At 63.5% G+C, this 17,382-nt stretch carries 17 protein-coding genes; 7 read left to right on the top strand and 10 right to left on the bottom strand.

What is annotated here, in order from left to right:
- Nucleotides 1–35: 35 nt before the first annotated feature.
- A complete protein-coding gene (locus G4O04_02730; protein ID HEY57452.1) occupies nt 36–845 on the bottom strand; it encodes a chordopoxvirus fusion protein in 810 nt (269 codons plus the stop codon).
- Between the two features lie 120 nt (nt 846–965).
- Here G4O04_02730 and G4O04_02725 point away from each other — a divergent pair, with 120 nt between their 5' ends.
- Nucleotides 966–1,871, top strand: coding sequence for a pantoate--beta-alanine ligase (locus G4O04_02725; protein HEY57451.1), 906 nt, complete (start codon nt 966–968; stop codon nt 1,869–1,871).
- An 11-nt stretch (nt 1,872–1,882) separates the two neighbouring features.
- Nucleotides 1,883–2,650, top strand: a complete 768-nt coding sequence (locus G4O04_02720; GenBank protein ID HEY57450.1) for a type III pantothenate kinase — start codon at nt 1,883–1,885, stop codon at nt 2,648–2,650.
- A gap of 76 nt (nt 2,651–2,726) precedes the next feature.
- On the opposite strand, the gene G4O04_02715 is transcribed toward G4O04_02720, so the two are convergent.
- The 8 genes from G4O04_02715 to G4O04_02680 form a co-directional block, all read right to left on the bottom strand.
- Entirely contained in the window at nt 2,727–3,905 is a 1,179-nt protein-coding gene (locus tag G4O04_02715) for a phenylacetate--CoA ligase (protein ID HEY57449.1), read from the bottom strand.
- Between the two features lie 45 nt (nt 3,906–3,950).
- Complete coding sequence (locus G4O04_02710) at nt 3,951–4,742, bottom strand: ABC transporter ATP-binding protein (GenBank protein HEY57448.1); 792 nt, start codon at nt 4,740–4,742, stop codon at nt 3,951–3,953.
- 85 nt (nt 4,743–4,827) lie between these two features.
- Complete coding sequence (locus G4O04_02705; GenBank protein ID HEY57447.1) at nt 4,828–6,024, bottom strand: ABC transporter substrate-binding protein; 1,197 nt, start codon at nt 6,022–6,024, stop codon at nt 4,828–4,830.
- A gap of 106 nt (nt 6,025–6,130) precedes the next feature.
- Nucleotides 6,131–7,174 carry a branched-chain amino acid ABC transporter permease gene (locus G4O04_02700; GenBank protein ID HEY57446.1) on the bottom strand — a complete coding sequence of 348 codons (1,044 nt, stop codon included), beginning with the start codon at nt 7,172–7,174 and terminating at the stop codon, nt 6,131–6,133.
- Between the two features lie 32 nt (nt 7,175–7,206).
- Nucleotides 7,207–8,079: a branched-chain amino acid ABC transporter permease gene (locus G4O04_02695; GenBank protein ID HEY57445.1), complete on the bottom strand. Its 873-nt coding sequence runs from the start codon at nt 8,077–8,079 to the stop codon at nt 7,207–7,209.
- A gap of 23 nt (nt 8,080–8,102) precedes the next feature.
- Nucleotides 8,103–10,022 carry a long-chain fatty acid--CoA ligase gene (locus tag G4O04_02690; GenBank protein HEY57444.1) on the bottom strand — a complete coding sequence of 640 codons (1,920 nt, stop codon included), beginning with the start codon at nt 10,020–10,022 and terminating at the stop codon, nt 8,103–8,105.
- Nucleotides 10,023–10,049: 27 nt separating this feature from the next.
- The gene (locus G4O04_02685; GenBank protein HEY57443.1) at nt 10,050–10,904 is read right to left on the bottom strand and encodes an ABC transporter ATP-binding protein; all 855 of its coding nucleotides are present in this window, start codon (nt 10,902–10,904) and stop codon (nt 10,050–10,052) included.
- A gap of 173 nt (nt 10,905–11,077) precedes the next feature.
- Nucleotides 11,078–12,169: a hypothetical protein gene (locus G4O04_02680; GenBank protein ID HEY57442.1), complete on the bottom strand. Its 1,092-nt coding sequence runs from the start codon at nt 12,167–12,169 to the stop codon at nt 11,078–11,080.
- Nucleotides 12,170–12,193: 24 nt separating this feature from the next.
- On the opposite strand from G4O04_02680, the gene G4O04_02675 reads away from it, so the two are divergent.
- Nucleotides 12,194–12,424: a hypothetical protein gene (locus tag G4O04_02675; protein HEY57441.1), complete on the top strand. Its 231-nt coding sequence runs from the start codon at nt 12,194–12,196 to the stop codon at nt 12,422–12,424.
- Between the two features lie 238 nt (nt 12,425–12,662).
- On the opposite strand, the gene G4O04_02670 is transcribed toward G4O04_02675, so the two are convergent.
- A complete protein-coding gene (locus tag G4O04_02670; protein ID HEY57440.1) occupies nt 12,663–13,118 on the bottom strand; it encodes a serine/threonine protein kinase in 456 nt (151 codons plus the stop codon).
- A gap of 248 nt (nt 13,119–13,366) precedes the next feature.
- On the opposite strand from G4O04_02670, the gene G4O04_02665 reads away from it, so the two are divergent.
- The 4 genes from G4O04_02665 to G4O04_02650 all read left to right on the top strand — a co-directional run.
- The gene (locus tag G4O04_02665; GenBank protein ID HEY57439.1) at nt 13,367–14,998 is read left to right on the top strand and encodes a methylcrotonoyl-CoA carboxylase; all 1,632 of its coding nucleotides are present in this window, start codon (nt 13,367–13,369) and stop codon (nt 14,996–14,998) included.
- A gap of 176 nt (nt 14,999–15,174) precedes the next feature.
- Nucleotides 15,175–15,585, top strand: a complete 411-nt coding sequence (locus tag G4O04_02660) for a hypothetical protein (GenBank protein ID HEY57438.1) — start codon at nt 15,175–15,177, stop codon at nt 15,583–15,585.
- The gene (locus G4O04_02655; protein ID HEY57437.1) at nt 15,582–17,087 is read left to right on the top strand and encodes an acetyl-CoA carboxylase biotin carboxylase subunit; all 1,506 of its coding nucleotides are present in this window, start codon (nt 15,582–15,584) and stop codon (nt 17,085–17,087) included. The genes G4O04_02660 and G4O04_02655 overlap by 4 nt, the downstream gene beginning before the upstream one ends.
- 19 nt (nt 17,088–17,106) lie before the next feature.
- A partial coding sequence (locus G4O04_02650) for a hypothetical protein (protein ID HEY57436.1) occupies nt 17,107–17,382 on the top strand: 276 nt, incomplete at its 3' end.

Raw genomic sequence — 17,382 nt, 5'->3', positions numbered from 1 at the left:
CCAGCGGTCAGACCCCAGGATGGCGTCCCTTTCGTTCACAGGCTCAGTTCGTAGGACCATACAGGCAGGATGCCCCGGTCGCGCAGGTAGGCTTCCATGGCAGGTGGGAAGTCGTAGGCCACGAAAACCAGGAAGAGTTCCCGCCCTTCTTCCTCGGCAAGGCGGTGGGCCAGACGTAGGAAGCGTTCCACCTCTTTGCGTGAAGGCCGCACCTTGGCCTCGCCCATAATCAGCACCTCTTGCCCGTTGCGTTTGCCGAGGCCGTAGATGTTGACCTGGCGTTCTTTGTTGCGAAGGCGAATGTACTTGCGCACCAAGGGCTCCTGCACCTCGACACCTTCCTGGAGCAGGCGTTGAGGCAGGGAGCGCAAGGCGCGGTCTTCCAGGGTATAGCCCACTGCGTTGGAGATGCCTTCCAGGCGCTCGCGGGTCACCTGGTGGGCGGTGGCCAACTGGTTCAGAGATTCTTCCGTGCGCTTCTGGGCCTCGGCCAGTTCGGCCACGGTGGCTTCCAGCCGTGTGAGGCGCTCCTCGGTGTGTTTCTGGGCTTCGATCAGTTCGTTGAGCCGTTTCTCGGTGCGCTTCTGGGCCTCGGCCAGTTCGGCCACGGTGACTTCCAGCCGTGTGAGGCGCTCTTCCGTGCGCTTCTGGGCCTCGGCCAGTTCGGCCATCGTTCGGGCCAGCCCGGCTACGACCTCTTTGAGTTCGAGGAATTCTTTCTGCGTGACTTGTTGTGCCAACTGCCCTCTTTGCCGCTCAACCTCTTCGAGCAGCAAAAGGATGACCTCCCGTAACGCCGGGTCCAGGTCGCTCAGTTTGCGAATCAATGTGGTACTGATGGGCATGAACACGACTCCTTAATCCACCGCCGAACAGCCCTTGAAGGACGGGCAGATGGCCTCGTGGAAAACACCACTTTTATTATACCAGCCGCGATGGGTTGTTCTCTGAAAAAGGAGGCTTTTATGCAGGTGGTCACGACACTGGATGAACTCTGGGCCGCGCGGGCGCGGCTTCCCGAACCGGTGGGCTTTGTGCCCACCATGGGGTATCTTCACGAAGGGCATCTCTCTTTGGTGCGTTACGCCAGGAAGGGCTGCCGCAGCGTAGCGGTGAGCATTTTCGTCAACCCTACGCAATTCGGACCCAATGAGGATTTGGACAAATATCCCCGTGATCTGGAGCGGGATCTGGCGCTGTTGGAAGCTGAGGGCGTGGACCTGGTCTGGACGCCCACGGCTGAGGTCATGTACCCCGAGGGATATCAAACCTGGGTCACGGTGGAGGAAATCACCAAACCGCTGGAAGGGGGCCGGCGTCCGGGACACTTCCGGGGGGTGACTACGGTGGTGGCCAAGTTGTTCAACGCCGTGCGGCCCCAGTGGGCCTTCTTCGGCCAAAAGGACGCGCAGCAGGCCAGGGTGATTCAGCAAATGACGCGGGATCTCAGCCTGCCCATCGGCATTGTGGTGTGTCCCATTGTGCGGGAGCCCGATGGCCTGGCCATGTCCAGCCGGAACACTTATCTCGGCCCTCGGGAGCGGCAGGCTGCCACGGTGCTCTATCGTGCTCTCCGCACAGCCCGCGAGACCTTCGAGGCTGGTGAACGTGAGGCCGAGACGCTGCGCCGCATGATGCGGGAAACCATGGAGGCTGAACCGTTGGCCCGGTTGCAATATGTCTCTTGCGCCGACCCGGAGACTTTGGCGGAACTGCACGGTCCGGTGAAGCGGGCTTTGCTCTCGATGGCGGTGTTCGTGGGCCAGACGCGCCTCATCGATAACATGCTTCTGGGGCTGGGCCGTGATACGTTTCCGCCGTACATTCCTCCAGGCATGACCTTGCCGGCGGGGCTGGCGGAGTTCGCATAGGGAGGGGAATGATGTTGCTCACCATTGATGTAGGAAACACCAACATCACCTTGGGGCTGTACCAGAGCGAGACTTTAGGCCCTCGGTGGCGAATAGCCACGGCCCACGAGCGAATGCCGGATGAGTTCGGGCTGCAGTTTTTGGGGTTCTTGTCCCATGTGGGAGTTTCGCCTTCCGATTTGGAAGGGATCTGTCTGGCCTCGGTGGTGCCGCCTTTGACGGACAAAATCGTGGAAGCCTGCCGGCGCTATCTGGAACACGACCCCCTGGTGGTGGAGGCGGGGGTGCGGACAGGGGTGCGCCTTCTTTATGAAGACCCCCGCGCCGTGGGCGCCGACCGGGTGGCCGATGCGGTGGCGGTGCAACACCTCTATGGCGGCCCGGCCTGCGTGGTGGATTTCGGCACGGCTACCACGTTTGATGCCATTTCGGCCGAGGGGGACTACCTGGGCGGGGCCATTGCTCCGGGAATCGGCATCGCAGCCGAGGCCCTCTTCCGCCGGGCAGCCAAATTGCCGCGCATTGAGTTGCGCCGTCCTCCTTCGTCGATTGGCCGGAACACGGTGCACGCCATGCAGTCGGGGCTGCTTTTTGGGTATGTGGGCCTGGTGGAGGGGATGGTGGCCCGTTTCCGGGCCGAGTTGGGGCCGGAGATGAAAGTCATCGCTACCGGAGGGCTGGCCGAGATCATCGCCCAGGAAACCGAGGTGATCGACATCATCAACCCCTGGCTTACCCTGGATGGCCTGCGGTTGATTTGGGGGCTGAACCAGCGATAAACCATCCGGCCCTGTCGAGGAGAAATGCGACAGGGCCGGATGGTTTGCCGGGAGAAAGGTTGCCATGCCTGGAGGGTCACTCCCAGGTGCGCTCGTCGCGGATGGGAGGGGCATCAGGGGGTAAGTGATCCACCCGTCGAACCTGCAGGCGGAATTTGATGGCCTCGCGCGCCGTGTGTTTCAGGCGTTCCTCCAAATCGGGGGGCGCCTCGGGGGCCACGACTTCCAGCGTTAACTCGTCTTTGTGATCGTGTCGGGTCACCACGGCCTGCCAGCGCTCTACTTCGGGGAACCGGACCATCATCTCGCGCAACTGTCGGGGATGCAGGAACATCCCGCGCACTTTGACGGCATCGCCCACACGGCCCAGCCAGCCGACCAGGCGAGGCGTGGAACGGCCACAGGTGCACGGTTCGGTATGGAGGGCCGAGAGGTCCCCGGTGCCGAAGCGTACCAGCGCGTACTCGCGGTGTAACAGCGTGACGACCACCTCGCCCACTTCGCCTGGGGGCAGAGGCTGGCCGGTGTTGATGTCGCAAATCTGGATGAGCACATCTTCGGGCACGTGCCAGCCATCTTCGGCTTCGCACTCGTAGCCCAGGTTACCGCATTCCGCCGTGCCGTAGCCCTGGCGCACCACGATCACCCCCCGCTCTTGCAGTTCGCGACGCAGCGAGGGCGGGAGAGGCTCGGCGGTGACAAAGGCTTTTTCGACCTGGAGGGGCAACCCCAGTTCGTCGGCTTTGTCCAGCAGGGCCTTGAGGTAAGAGGGTAGGCCCACATAGCCGTTGACGCCCAGGGCGTGCATGGCGCGTACCTGCTGCTCCTGATTGCCCACGCCGCCGGGGAGCACCACGCAACCCAGGGCCCGCAGGCCTTCCTCGAACATGGCGCCAGCCGGGGTGAGGTGATAACCAAAGGCGTTGAGCACGATGTCGCCCGCACGGAAGCCCGCGGCTTCCAGGGCCGAGGCCCAACGCCAGGGGTCGGGGCGATTGGGTTCCGGTTCGTAGATGGGCCCCGGGGATTGGAAGATGCGTTTGAGGGCCTGCATGGGTACGGCCAGCATCCCACCGAAAGGCGGATCGGCGGTCTGCAGGTCAACCAGGTCGTCTTTGCGCAACACGGGGATGCGGCTCAAATCCTCGGGGCGGTGAATCTCCTCCGGGGTCAGGCCTGCCGCCTGCAGGCGTCTGGCAAAGGCCGGGGCGTGTTCGGCCAGGTAGGCGATGAGTTCACTCAGCGGTTCGGTCATGGTTCCTCTAAGTATGTGCGGTGTGCCATGTGCGAGGTAGGGGGGTTAGGAGAGCCAGCGCTTGCGGCGCTTGTAGTGTTTGACTTCGCGGTAGGACTTGCGCTTGCCTACCTCCGTGAGGCCCAGATAGAACTCGCGCACATCGGCGTTCTCCCGGAGTTCGTCGGGATAGCCTTCGAGTACAATGCGTCCGTTTTCCATGATGTAGGCGTAGTCGGCCACCTGCAGGGTGAGGTTGGCATTTTGTTCCACCAGCAGGATGGTGGTGTTTTGCTCTTTGTTGATGCGCTGGATGATTTCGAAGATTTCCTGCACCAGGAGGGGGGCCAGCCCTAAGGAAGGTTCGTCCAGCAGCATCACTTTCGGGTGGGCCATGAGGGCGCGACCGATGGCCAGCATCTGCTGTTCCCCGCCGGAGAGGTAGCCGGCCTTTTGGCGACGGCGCTCTTTGAGGCGTGGGAAGTAGGAATAGACCATCTCCAAGTCGCCTTGTAGGGAACGGGCGCCCCGGGTGTAAGCGCCAGCGATGAGGTTCTCTTCCACGGTGAGGTGCTCGAACACCCGTCGGCCCTCCATGACTTGGAAGATGCCCAGGCGGACGATTTGATCGGGCGGGAGGTGGTGGATTTCCTGGCCCCTGAATTCAATCGTGCCGTCGGTTACCTCGCCGTCTTCCGGTTTGAGCAGCCCGGAGATGGCTTTGAGCGTGGTGGTCTTCCCCGCGCCGTTGGCCCCCAGCAGGCCCACGATTTTCCCCTCCGGGACCTCCAGGGACATCCCTTTGAGCACCAGGATGACATCGTTGTAAATGACTTCCACATTGTTGAGGCTGAGCATGGCAACCCTCACGAGAGAAAGGGGTGGGGGAAAGGCCCTCCCCTCCGCTGGAAGGGGAGGGCCTGAAGGCGGTGTTAGATGCTGTTTACGGGGCGCTCACAAAGTCGCTCACGCGGACCCACTTGCCACCTTGCACCTGATAGATGCGCAGGGCGGTGGTGCCGCGATGGCTCTGCGGGGTGAAGGTGACGGGCGCCGTGACGCCCTGGGTGTCAAAGTTGCGGATGGTCTCCAGCGCGGCCTTGAGGTTCTCGCCGGTCACCGGCTTGCCCTGGTCGAGCACGCGTTTGATGCCCTCAGCCATGACAGCCATGGTCCACCAGCCCTGTACATAGTGCAACCCGGCTTCCTCCAGGCTCGAGCCATGGTCCTTGAGCCACTTGGCCGGCGCCTCGTGGCCGGGCACGGGGTCGCTGGGCGGGGTGAAGGGCAGGGTGCCGTACACGCCCTCGGCCGCGTCGCCGGCCAGGTCAATGAAGATTTCGTCCGCACACCAGTTGAGGTTGATGAATTTGACATCCTTGGTCATGCCCTGGTTGACGGCGTCCTTGATCAGCACGGCCGTCGGGCTGGAGGTCGTGTGGACGATGACATAGTTCGCGCCGAAGTCCTTGATTTGGGCCAACTCGGCCACATAGTCTGTGGCGCCCTTGGGCATGGCCAGGTGCGTGAAGCCTACGCCCTTGCTCTCGGCAAAAGCCTTGGCGTCGGCCACCGGCGATTCGCCGAAGGGGCTGTCGTGGTGGATCAAAGCCACCTTGGGCATCCCGTCATGGCCCGAGGCCTTCCAGTCGTCGATGGCCCACTGGATGGCGATGATGGCTTGGTCGGAGTAGGTCACGCCGATGAGGAAGTTGTAGGGAGCCTCGTTGATGTCTTTGACCAGGTTGGCCGAGTACGAGGCGGACATGTAGGGGATCTTATCGGCCGCGACCTTGGAGCGCAGGGCCTCGGTGTCGCCCGTGCCCCAACCCTGGATGGCGACCACGCCTTCGTTGACATACTGGGAGTAGAACTGCTCGGCCTGGTCCACTTTGTAGGCGTAGTCGTTCCAGATGAGGTCAATGGGATGACCGTTGATGCCACCCTGTTCGTTCAGCCACTTCACATAGTCGATGATGGCGTTCCCGTATGGGGTGCTCACATCGCTGGTGGGGCCGCTCATGTCGAACAGGCCACCGATTTTGATGGATTCCGCGCCCTGCTGTCCACCGCCACCACAGGCGGCCAGCACCAGAGCGCCCAGCAGGACGATGCTCAGGAATAGATACTTTTTGGACATTTTGACTCCTCCTCCGAATGGGTCGGGTAAAAGAGAGATATAGGATGGGCGGGAAAGCGAAAGGTCCTCTTCCCTACAAGGCCATGCGCACCTCCTGGTGGTAGGGTTAGTAACTGAAGGGCCACAGCCGGAAGTAGTCTTTGATGTCTTCCCAGAGTTTCTTCAACCCTTCCGGCTCGAGGATGAGGAAGAGGATAATTACCAGGCCAAAGGTGCCTTGTTGGATGAAGGGAATTAGGGTGCCGATCTGGGGAAACGCTCCCCGTAAGGCGCGGCCGATGTTGGCCAGCACGGTGGGAAGCAGGGTGATGAAGGTGGCCCCAAAGAAGGAGCCTGAGACCGAGCCCAGACCGCCGATGATGATCATCGCCAGGTAGAGCACCGAGACATCAATGGTGAACCGTTCCCAGGTGACGATGCTGCGGTAGTGGGCGGTGAGCGCGCCGGCCAGACCGACGAAGAACGAGGAGATGGCGAAGGCCAGCAGTTTGTAGCGGAAGAGGTCGACGCCCATGACCTCGGCGGCGATGTCCTGGTCACGGATGGCGATGAAGGCGCGCCCGTAATGCGTGCGGAACAGGTTGGCCGTCAGGAGTGCCGTTAGCCCGGCCAGGGGCACCACCAGCCAGTAGAAGTTGAAGTCGTTGTTCATCACCAGACCGAAGAGGGTGGGGTTGGGCACCACCAGGGCCTCTACGCCGCCGGTCACCGCCTTCCAGTGGGTGACCACCCAGAGGATGATTTCCTGAGAGGCCAGGGTGGCAATGGCCAGGTACAGCCCCTTGAGGCGCAGAGAAGGCAGGCCGAAGATGGCGCCCACGAAAGCCGTGGCAAAGGCGCCGATCAGCGTGGAAAGCATCCAGTGCACGCCGAAGCGCGCGGTCAGCAGCCCGGCCGTGTAGGCGCCCACGGCCAGAAAGCCGCCCTGCCCCAGGCTGATCTGGCCGGTGTATCCTACGAGGATGTTGAGGCCGATGGCCCCGATGGTGGCGATGGCCACCTGGTTGGCCAGGGTGAGGGTGTAACGGCTGGCGAAGAAGGGGAAGACCAGCAGGAAGAGAATGAACAGGGCCAGACGAATCTTTTGCGCCGGGGTGCGACGCAACCCCATATCGGAGGCGTAACTCGAGTGAAAAATACCGGAAACCATATGCTGCGCTCCTTGAAGAGGTGACGCTTCGGTCAGACGCGCTCGATGATCTCTTTGCCGAAGAAGCCGTAGGGCCGCACCAGTAGGATAAGCAACAGGACGATAAAGGAAATCACTTGGTTAAGGCCCATGCCGATGTAACCGCCCACATAGGCTTCCAGCAGGCCGATGATCACGCCGCCCAGGATGGCGCCGGGGATGGAGTCCAGCCCACCGAGGATGACCACGGGGAAGACCCGCAGGCCGAACCCGGCCAACTCTGGCCCCACTCCAACAATGTTGGCTACCAGCGCGCCGCCTACGGCGGCCGAGGCAGCAGCAATGGACCACGCCCAGGCGAACACTTTAGACACGCTGATACCCATGCTCATGGCGGCCTGCTGATCGTCGGCCACGGCCCGCATGGCGATGCCTTCTTTCGAGCGGGTGAAGAAGAAGTTGAACAGCAAGAGCATAAGCCCGGCGATTGCGATGGCCCATAAGCGATCGATGCCCACTGTGGCACCGAGGATCTTCACGGGGTGACTGGGGATGAAAGGCGGGAAGCGTCGGAGCTGGTTGCCCCAGATCATGCTGACGATGGCCCGTAGCAAACTACTCAGGCCGATGGTCGCCATGATGACGGAGATGATGGGTTCGCCAATGAGCGGACGGAGCACGAAGCGCTCCACCAGGACGCCCAAAGCCACGGCCACCAGAATGGTGCCCAGCAGGCCCAGGGGCCAGGGAAGCCCGAATTGCACCAGCATCGCGTAAAGCATGTACGCCCCGACCAGCAGGAATTCTCCCTGGGCGAAGTTGATGACATCGCTGGCCTTGTAGATGATCACGAAGCCCAGGGCAGCCAAGGCCAGGATGGCACCGTTGGTCAGGCCGGTGAGGGTCAACTGAATGAAGATGTCCATCGTGTGCTCCCTCTTCCATGGGGTTAGGCCGGTGTGGGCACGGCTTCGGTGTCCACATCCTCAATGTGTAGGTTGGTCCGAATCACGGCGGTGCGCCCGTCTTGATAGGTAATGGTGGTCTCCACCTCGACCGAGTTCGTTTGGCTGTAGAGCGCGGAGATGAGGTCATCGTAACGCTGGGCAATCAGACGGCGGCGCACTTTGCGCGTGCGGGTCAGTTCTGCGTCATCGGCATCCAACTCTTTGTGCAAGAGCAGGAAGCGGCGGATGCGGGCTGCGGGCGGCAGGTCGGCGTTGGCGCGAATCACATGGGCTTTGATCAACTCGTACACTTCAGGCTTTTGGGAGAGGTCCGTGTAGGTGGTGTACGGGATCTGATGGTTCTCGGCCCACTTGCCCACATTGGCGAAGTCGATGTTGATGAAGGCCGTGACGAAGGGCCAGTCGCCGCCGAAGACCACCGCCTCGCGGATGTAGGGGCTAAACTTGAGTTTGTTTTCGATGAACTGCGGGCTGAATTTGGTGCCGTCATGCAGGGTCATCACATCCTTGGCCCGGTCGATTACGATGAGGTGGCCGTCTTCGTCAAAGTAGCCCGCATCGCCGGAATGGAGCCAGCCTTCTTCGTCGATGGCTTCCTTGGTGGCCTCGGGGTTGCCGTAGTACCCCACCATCACCGCCGGGGAGCGCATGAGGATCTCACCGTTCTCGTCAATGCGGACCTCGGTTTCGGGGATGGGCAGGCCTACCGTCTGGAATTTGATATCCCCATCGCGGTGGACCACGGCAATACCGCTGATTTCGGTTTGCCCGTAGATCTGCTTGAGGTTCACACCCATGGCGTGGAAGAAGCGGAACACATCGGGGCCCAGGGCCGCACCGCCCGTATAGGCCCACTTGATATGGCGCAGCCCCAATTGGTCTTTGATGTTTTGAAAGACCAGCCAATCGGCCAGGAAATACTTGATTTTCAGCCCCAGGGTGGGGGTCTCTTTGCGGAAGCGGGTGTCGGCCATTTTGTAGCCGATGGGCATGGCCCAGTTGAACATCCAGCGCTTGAAGCGGCTGGTGTCCTCGATTTTCACCTGCACCTGACTGACCAGGCTTTCCCAAATACGGGGCGGGCTGAACATCATTTGCGGGCCGATTTCGCGCAGGTCATGCTGCACGGTCTCCGGCGCTTCGGGAAAGTTCACCTTGAAGCCGATGTACAGCCCGCAGGCCACGGAGGTCATTTGTTCCCCGATCCAGGCCAGGGGCAGGAAGGAGACGAATTCGTAGTCGGGCTGCATGGGGTCCACGGCCATGAGGTTCTTGGCCATGCTGAGCAGGTTCTTGTGGGTCAGCATGGCCAGTTTGGGCCTCGCGGTGGTGCCCGAGGTGGTGGAGAGGATGGCCAGGTCTTCGGCGCGGCCTTTGGCCACGGACTCCTCGTACAGGCCCGGATGGGACTTCTCATACTCGCGGCCCAACTCCTCGACATCAAGGAAGTACATCAAGAAGTCCTCGGTGTAGTTACGCAGGCCTTTCGGATCGTAGTAGATCACTTTGTGCACCTGGCCTTCCAGTTGGGGCCAGATTTCCAGCATTTTGTCCACCTGCTCCTGATCCTCGGCCACGACGAAGGTGGCGTTGGAGCGGAAGATGATGTCCAACACCTCCTCGGCCACCGAGTCCTGGTAAATGCCAATGGATTTGGCCCCCATGGACTGCGCGGCCAGTTCGGCGATGACCCACTCGGGGCGGTTGTCGCCGATGATGGCCACGGTGTGTTCGGGTTTCAGCCCCAGGGCGGTGAGCCCCAACGCAAAGTGTTTGACATGGTTGTAGTACTCTTGCCAGGTGATGGGTTGCCAGATCCCGTAGATGCGTTCGCGCAACGCCACGCGGTCGGGATGTTCTTGGGTACGCATTGCCAGATATTGCGGCAGAGTTTCCGGCATCTTGGCCTCCTCTATGCGAGAGCGACTTCAGGTCCCAGCGGCAAAGGGGAAGGCGGCCTGTTCTTCGCCCAGGTATGCCTGGATGACCTGCGGGTTGCGACGGGTTTCATCGGGCGAACCTTCGGCGATTTTCTGCCCGAAGTTGAGCACCACCACCCGGTCGCTGATGTCCATCACCACGCCCATGTCGTGCTCGATGAGCACGATGGTCACGCCGTGCTCCTCGTTGACATCCAGGATGAAGCGTGCCATGTCTTCTTTCTCTTCGGTGTTCATCCCGGCCATGGGTTCGTCGAGGAGCAACAGTGCGGGCTTCATAGCCAGCGCCCGGCCCAGTTCCACCCGTTTTTGCAGGCCGTAGGCCAGCGCGCCCACTTTCTTGTTGCGGATGGCCTGAATTTCCAGCAGGTCGATGATGTCCTCGATGAACTCGCGAAAGGCGATTTGTTCGCGCTGCGCCGGCCCCCAGTAGAGCAGCGAACTGAACAGGTTGCTCTTCATGTGGATGTGCGCGCCGGCCAGCAGGTTGTCCAAAACGGTCATGTGGCGGAACAACTCGATGTTCTGGAACGAGCGGGCCACGCCCAGGCGCGCGATCTGGTGAGGACGCAGTCTGGTCAGGTCGTGTTCCCCCTGAGCCGTGCGCAGGAGGATGCGCCCGCGTTGGGGTTTATACAGCCCGCTAATGCAGTTCAACAGACTGGTTTTCCCGGCGCCGTTGGGGCCGATGATGGCCAGAATTTCGCTCTGGCGCACATCTAAACTGACCCCTGTCAGGGCAGCCACGCCGCCAAAGGCCAGGTGCACCCCTTCGACCTGTAGTTGCACCTCCCCTGGCTGTAAAGGACTGCTGTTCAAGGGATGACGGAAACCACGCAACATGAGCCCTATGCTCCCTGGATAGGATTGTCTTCAGGATACTTTTCCGCCGTGAACGAAGCGTTACCGAAGCGTTAACGCCGGGGTAGGGCGTGTGTGCCAGCCTGGCAAGTTTTTGCCGGACCTCAGGGAAGGTGCCCGGCCGGAAACGAAAACACCCCCTGGGGGGTGACACCTCACCAGGAGGCAAGAACGGGCAAAGAGGTCCGGGTCAGGGTTGGGGGGCGCAAAGCGGGGGCCGGAGCGACCCGAGGGTTGGTGAACAGTTCCCGGGGGAGGGGAAGGGGCGTGTAGGTCATCCCGGTTCCCCAGGAGCCCACGGGGATGAGGTGCAAGGCCATGCGGGCCGCTTGGCCCTGGCGCATATCCTGAAAGGCAACCAGCAGATAACGCCCGTCGGGGCTCCAGTGCGGGTCGCGGCAACAACACTGTCCCCTATGGGGTTGATGAGTTAGCCCAGGTGGGTGGCGCGGCTGTAGAGGTAGAGGTCGCCGTAGCCTTTGTTGCGCCAGAACAGGTTGAAGACATACAGTTTGTCGCCGTCCCAGTCGTAAGGAGGGAATGACGGGCACTTGATCGAAGGTGGTCATCTCAAAGCGGTTTCCGGGGAAGAGGTGCTGCCGGGTGATGCCGTGGCGACAACCGATGCGCAGCACCTCGATTTGTTCCACTGCTCGACCTCCGCTGGGGACGCGCACCCGGGCCGACACGGTCTGGCCGTCTTTGGCCCAGCGCATCTGGAGCACCTCGTCGCGGTCGAAGGTGGCGCAGATCTGGGTGTGGGTTTGCAGGTCGCGCAGGTTGCTGACCTGTTGCAGCACGGCGGGGTTGTAGGTGGTGATGATGAGTTCGCCATCGAGGACGATGGCGACTTGTTGGTCGTCGGGCGAAACGCGGAAACTGTCTAAGCGAGCCACCGTGGGAAAGCAGGTGAACAACTCGACCCGGTTTTGGGAGACATCGGCCAGGAAGATGCATTTGCCGCTGAGGTAGAGCAGGCGGCCGTGGGAGAGCCACTGCAACTCGTGCTTTTCGGCGCTATCGTGGGTGAGGGGGCGCACCTCGGCGCCGTCTATGGTGCTCAGATAGAGATTGTTGTCTGAGGCGATGAAGGCCAGCAAGTCGGCGCCGCCGATGACCACCGGCCCCTGGATGGGCGTGGGCGAAGGGGTCGGTGGGACGGTGGCGGAGGCGGGCGGGGGCGTCGGCGGCAGGGTGGCGGTGAGGGAAGGGGGCGTGGGGGACGCCGTGAGCGTGGGCAGGGCCACAGGGGCCGCCCGGGTAGGCGCGACGTGACCGTGGGTGCGGGGAGAGCGAAGACGCCGCCCCCGAAAAGCCACCACGCCCTCAGCGCGCCGCCCGCCAGCAGGAGCAACAGCAGCGGCAACGCCCAGATCCACCAGCGGCGGCGGGGCCTTTTGGTCGCCGGGGTGGCGCGCACGGTGGCCGCTTCGGGCGGGAGGGAGCGCCCCTCGCGCAGGGCGGCTTCCAGCGCCTCGACGAAAGCGCCTACCGTGGGATAGCGGGCCTCGCGGTTTTTGGTCATGGCGCGGCGGACGACCTCGGCCGTGGCTGGCGGCAAATCGGGGCGCGTGGCCTGCAGGTCGGGCGGCGGCTCCTGGATATGTTTGAGCATGACCTCGATGGGGGTGTCCCCCTTGTAAGGAAGCCGACCGGAGAGCATTTGGTAAGTCAGCGTCCCCAGGACGTATACATCGGAGCGGCCATCCAGGTCTTTGGCGCCCTGGGCCTGCTCAGGGCTCATGTAGGCCGGGTGCCGATGGTGCGCGAGCCGGTGAGGGTGACCGTGGCGTCCCCCAGGCGGGCGACGCCGAAATTGGCCAAGTAGGCGTTGCCGAAGCGGTCGAAGAGCACATTGCCGGGTTTGAGGTCGCGGTGGACGATGCCCAGACGATGGGCTTCGTCTAAAGCCGCGGCCAGGCGGCGGAGGACGGCCAGGGTTTCTTCGGGCGAGAGGGCCCCTTGCTGCAGGCGCGATCCGCCCTGCATCAGCCGCATGACTATGTGCAGGCTGCCCCCGGCCTCGCCGAAGTCGTAAATGGGCACCACCGCCGGGTGCTCCAGCGCCGCCACGGCCTGGGCTTCGCGGATCATCCGTTCGCGGAATTCGGCTTCCATGTCCAGGCCACCGCGGATGACCTTCAAGGCCACCTCGCGCTTCATCACCGGATCAAAGGCCCGGTGCACGGTGGCCATACCGCCCCAGGATTTCGTAGCGATCGATACGTTCAGGCTGCATACGGTGACCTCACTCCTGCCACCGCCCCAGGGTGGGGGCCCTCCATAGCAGAGGGGCGCCTTTYWKYATNSYSTKKTMGSAYRYSYTGRTNGGRCGTGTTGATGGGCGTCCTGTAAGACGACATATCTTGGCTCGCTATCGCATAGCAGACAAATCGGGATATGCTATACTTGGAAACCAGATTTCATTGCCGACGAGGGACTTTATGGCCGAAGTACTGCCTACCTTTGTGGACCGCGACGACCCGAAATTCCGCGCCAACTACGCGCACCACAAGGCGCTGGCCGAAGATCTTCACGCCCGCATCGAGCAGGTACACCAGGGGGGCAGTGAGAAATATCTGAAGCGTCACCGCGAACAAGGCAAACTGTTCGTCTGGGAACGCATCCGCCGCTTGCTGGACCCCGGCTCGCCCTTCCTGGAACTTTCTCCCTTGGCCGCCTGGGAAATGTACGAGGGGCAGGCCCCGGGTGCCGGGCTCGTCACCGGCATCGGCCGGGTGGCCGGACGCGAGGTGATGATCATCGCCAACGACGCCACGGTCAAAGGGGGGACCTACTTCCCCATCACGGTGAAGAAGCATCTGCGGGCGCAACAAATCGCCGAGGAGAACCACTTGCCCTGTGTGTATCTGGTGGATTCGGGCGGTGCGTTCCTCCCGTTGCAGGCCGAAGTGTTCCCCGATGCGCATCACTTCGGCCGCATTTTTTACAACCAGGCTCGCATGAGCGCCAAAGGCATCCCTCAAATCGCCGTGGTCATGGGGTTGAGCACAGCAGGCGGGGCCTATGTGCCGGCCATGAGCGATGAGGTGGTCATTGTGAAGGGAACCGGGGCTATCTTTCTGGGTGGACCGCCTTTGGTGAAGGCGGCCACGGGTGTGAGCGTGACCGCCGACGAGTTGGGCGGCGCCGAGGTCCACACCCGCCAATCCGGCGTGGCCGACCACTTTGCCGAGGACGACGAACACGCCCTGGAGATCGCCCGCAACATTGTGGCCGCCCTGCCCTCGCGTCGCGCGCCGCGCCCCTCCTGGCTGGATTTTCTGGATGTCGCCCCGCCCGAGGACCCGCTCTACCCCGCCGACGATATCTACGGCATCCTGCCCCAGACCTTCCGGGAAACCTACGATGTGCGGGAGGTCATCGCCCGCCTGGTAGACGGCAGCCGCTTTCAGGAGTTCAAGGCGCGTTACGGCACCACCCTGGTCACTGGCTTTGCCCGCATCCACGGCTACCCGGTGGGCATCATCGCCAACAATGGCGTGCTGTTCGGCGAAAGCGCGCTCAAAGGCGCCCACTTCATCGAACTCTGCCAGCAGCGCGGCATCCCGCTGTTGTTCTTGCAAAACATCACCGGCTTCATGGTGGGCAAGGAGTACGAGGCAGGCGGCATCGCCAAGGACGGCGCCAAGATGGTCCATGCGGTGGCCAACGCCTCCGTGCCCAAGTTGACCGTGATCATCGGCGGCTCCTTCGGCGCGGGCAATTACGCCATGTGTGGCCGTGGGTACAACCCTCGCTTTCTGTGGACCTGGCCCAACAGCCGCATCAGCGTGATGGGCGGTGAACAGGCTGCCAACGTGTTGCTCACTGTGAAGAACGACCAGCGGGCCCGGGAGGGCAAACCGCCTCTCTCCCCTGAGGAGGCCGAGGCTTTCAAGGGCCCCATCCTCGAGAAATACGAGCGCGAGGGTAACCCCTACTACGCCACCGCCCGCCTCTGGGACGACGGCATCCTGGACCCGGTGGAGACCCGCCGTACCCTGGCGCTGGCCCTCTCCGTGGTGCTCAACGCCCCCAGGGAGGAGGGTGGCTTTGGCGTGTTCCGCATGTAATCCGTAATTCATGTCTTTCTGGCAGCAGGCCTTTCTGACCCTCTATGTCGGGCCCCTATTAGGTGGTGCCTTAGGGTACTACCTGGCCGTGCGCCCGCCCCGCTGGCGGCGCCTGCCTGTGACGCCGCCCCCCCGCCACTCAACGCCTGTTGGTCTGGACGCGCCAGGAGGACAGCGTGTGCGCCGAAAGGCGCGACGGCACGGTGACCTGCCTGACCTGGGCGTGGCGGAACAGCCGCCGCTATGTGTTGGTCTGGCAACCCGCGCCCCCCGACGAAGCCCAGACCACGCCCAACACCTGCGGCACCCCGCCCTTTCGCGAAACCCCTCCCCCGCCGCCCCGCCCCGCCCGCCAGGTCCTCCACATGGAGGGCAGCCGCCACGGATTCTGGCGCATCGACTACGCCTGGCTGGAAGAAGGTAGCCTGTGGGTGCGCCACGATCGCGGCGACGTCTATGGGGCCGTCTTCGGCGGCGCCCTGCTGACCCTGGGCGGCGCGGCGTTGGGCTTCGTGCTCGCCTTGGGCCTGGCCCTCTTGCTCCCCACCCGGGACAAACCCTCACCCACGGAGGCAACGCACCGGTGACGGCAACCCTTCCCTTCCGACGCATCCTCATCGCCAATCGCGGCGAAATCGCCGTGCGGGTCATCCGCGCCTGCCGCGAACTGGGCATCAAGACCGTAGCCGTGTACTCCGAAGCCGACCGCGAGGCGCTGCACGTGCGCCTGGCCGACCAGGCTGTGCTCCTCGGACCGCCGCCCCCCGGCGCGTCCTACCTGCAGTCCGGGCGCATCATCCAGGCCGCCTTAGAGACCGGCGCCGAGGCCGTCCACCCGGGCTACGGCTTTCTGGCCGAGAACGCGGCCTTCGCCCAGGCCGTGGCCAAGGCCGGGCTGACCTTCATCGGCCCGCCGCCGGAGGCCATCCGCGCCATGGGCGATAAAGCCGCCGCCCGCGCCCGCATGGAGCAGGCCGGCGTGCCCGTGGTGCCCGGCTACCAGGGCGATGACGCCCCAGAAGCCTTGCGCGAAGCTGCCCAACGCATCGGTTACCCCGTGCTGGTCAAGGCAGCCGCTGGCGGCGGGGGCAAGGGGATGCGCATCGTCCACCGCCCCGAGGACCTGGACGAAGCGGTCGCCGCCGCCCGCCGTGAGGCCCAGCACGCTTTCGGCGACCCACGCCTGCTCCTCGAAAAGTACATCCCCCGCGCCCACCATGTGGAGTTTCAAATCCTGGCCGACGCCCACGGCCACATCGTCCACCTCTTCGAGCGCGAGTGCTCGGTCCAGCGCCGCTACCAGAAAATCATCGAAGAAACCCCTTCCCCCCTGCTGGACGAGGACCTGCGGCGACGCATGGGCCAGGCTGCGGTGGCTGCCGCCCGGGCCGTGGGTTATGTCAACGCCGGCACCGTGGAGTTCATCGTGGACCCCGACACCCGCGCCTTCTACTTCCTCGAGATGAACACCCGCCTCCAGGTGGAACACCCCATCACCGAACTGGTCGTGGGGTTGGACCTGGTCCAATGGCAGATTCACATCGCCGCCGGGGAGCCCTTCCCCTATTCTCAAGAGGCGCTCATCCAACGCGGCCACGCCATCGAATGCCGCCTCTACGCCGAGGACCCGGCCAGCGGCTTTCTCCCCAGCACAGGCGATTTGCTCCAGGTGCGCCTGCCGCAAGGCCCCGGCGTCCGGGTGGACAGCGGCGTGACCACCGGCGATACCGTCACCCACCACTACGACCCCCTGCTGGCCAAAATCATCGTGCACGCCGAGAGCCGGGAGGCCGCCATTCGCCGCATGGACGCCGCCCTGCGCCAAACCGTGGTGCACGGTGTGACCACCAACGCCGCCTTTCTGCGGGCGGTGCTGGCCCACGAGGACTTCCGCGCCGGGCAGGTGGACACCCGCTGGGTGGAGCGCACCTTCGACGCCTGGACCCCTGCCCCGCCGCCGGACCCGGTGCTGGCTGCCCTGGCCCTGAGCGAAATCCTGACCCCCTCGGCCACGCTGCTCACCGGACCCCAAGGGGAAGCCCCGCGCCCCGGACGGGACCCCTACTCCCCCTGGAAGGCCCCCCTCTGACCCCGCTGCGAGGTGGAACATGGCAGAATACCGCGACACGGCCCAACGAACTTACATGGTCGAAGCCCTCCCGGAGGGCAAGGGCTACCGTGTGCGCCTTGGCGAGCGCGAAGTGCTTGTGGAGGCGGCGGAACGGCTCCCCGGGGGGGCGCTGCGCGTGCGCCTGGAGGGGCGCTGGCACACAGTGGCCCTGGACACCCAAAACCACACTCGCTGGCTCACCTGGGAAGGGCACACCTACCGCTTCGAGCGCCAGGCCCCGCGCGCCCGACGCGGCGGCAGCGCCGGGCCGGGC

The sequence above is a fragment of the Anaerolineae bacterium genome (assembly GCA_011176535.1).
Lineage (GTDB): Bacteria > Chloroflexota > Anaerolineae > Anaerolineales > DRMV01 > DUEP01.
Note: the sequence above shows the minus strand (reverse complement) of the source record. Positions and strands in the feature narration are given on the sequence as shown.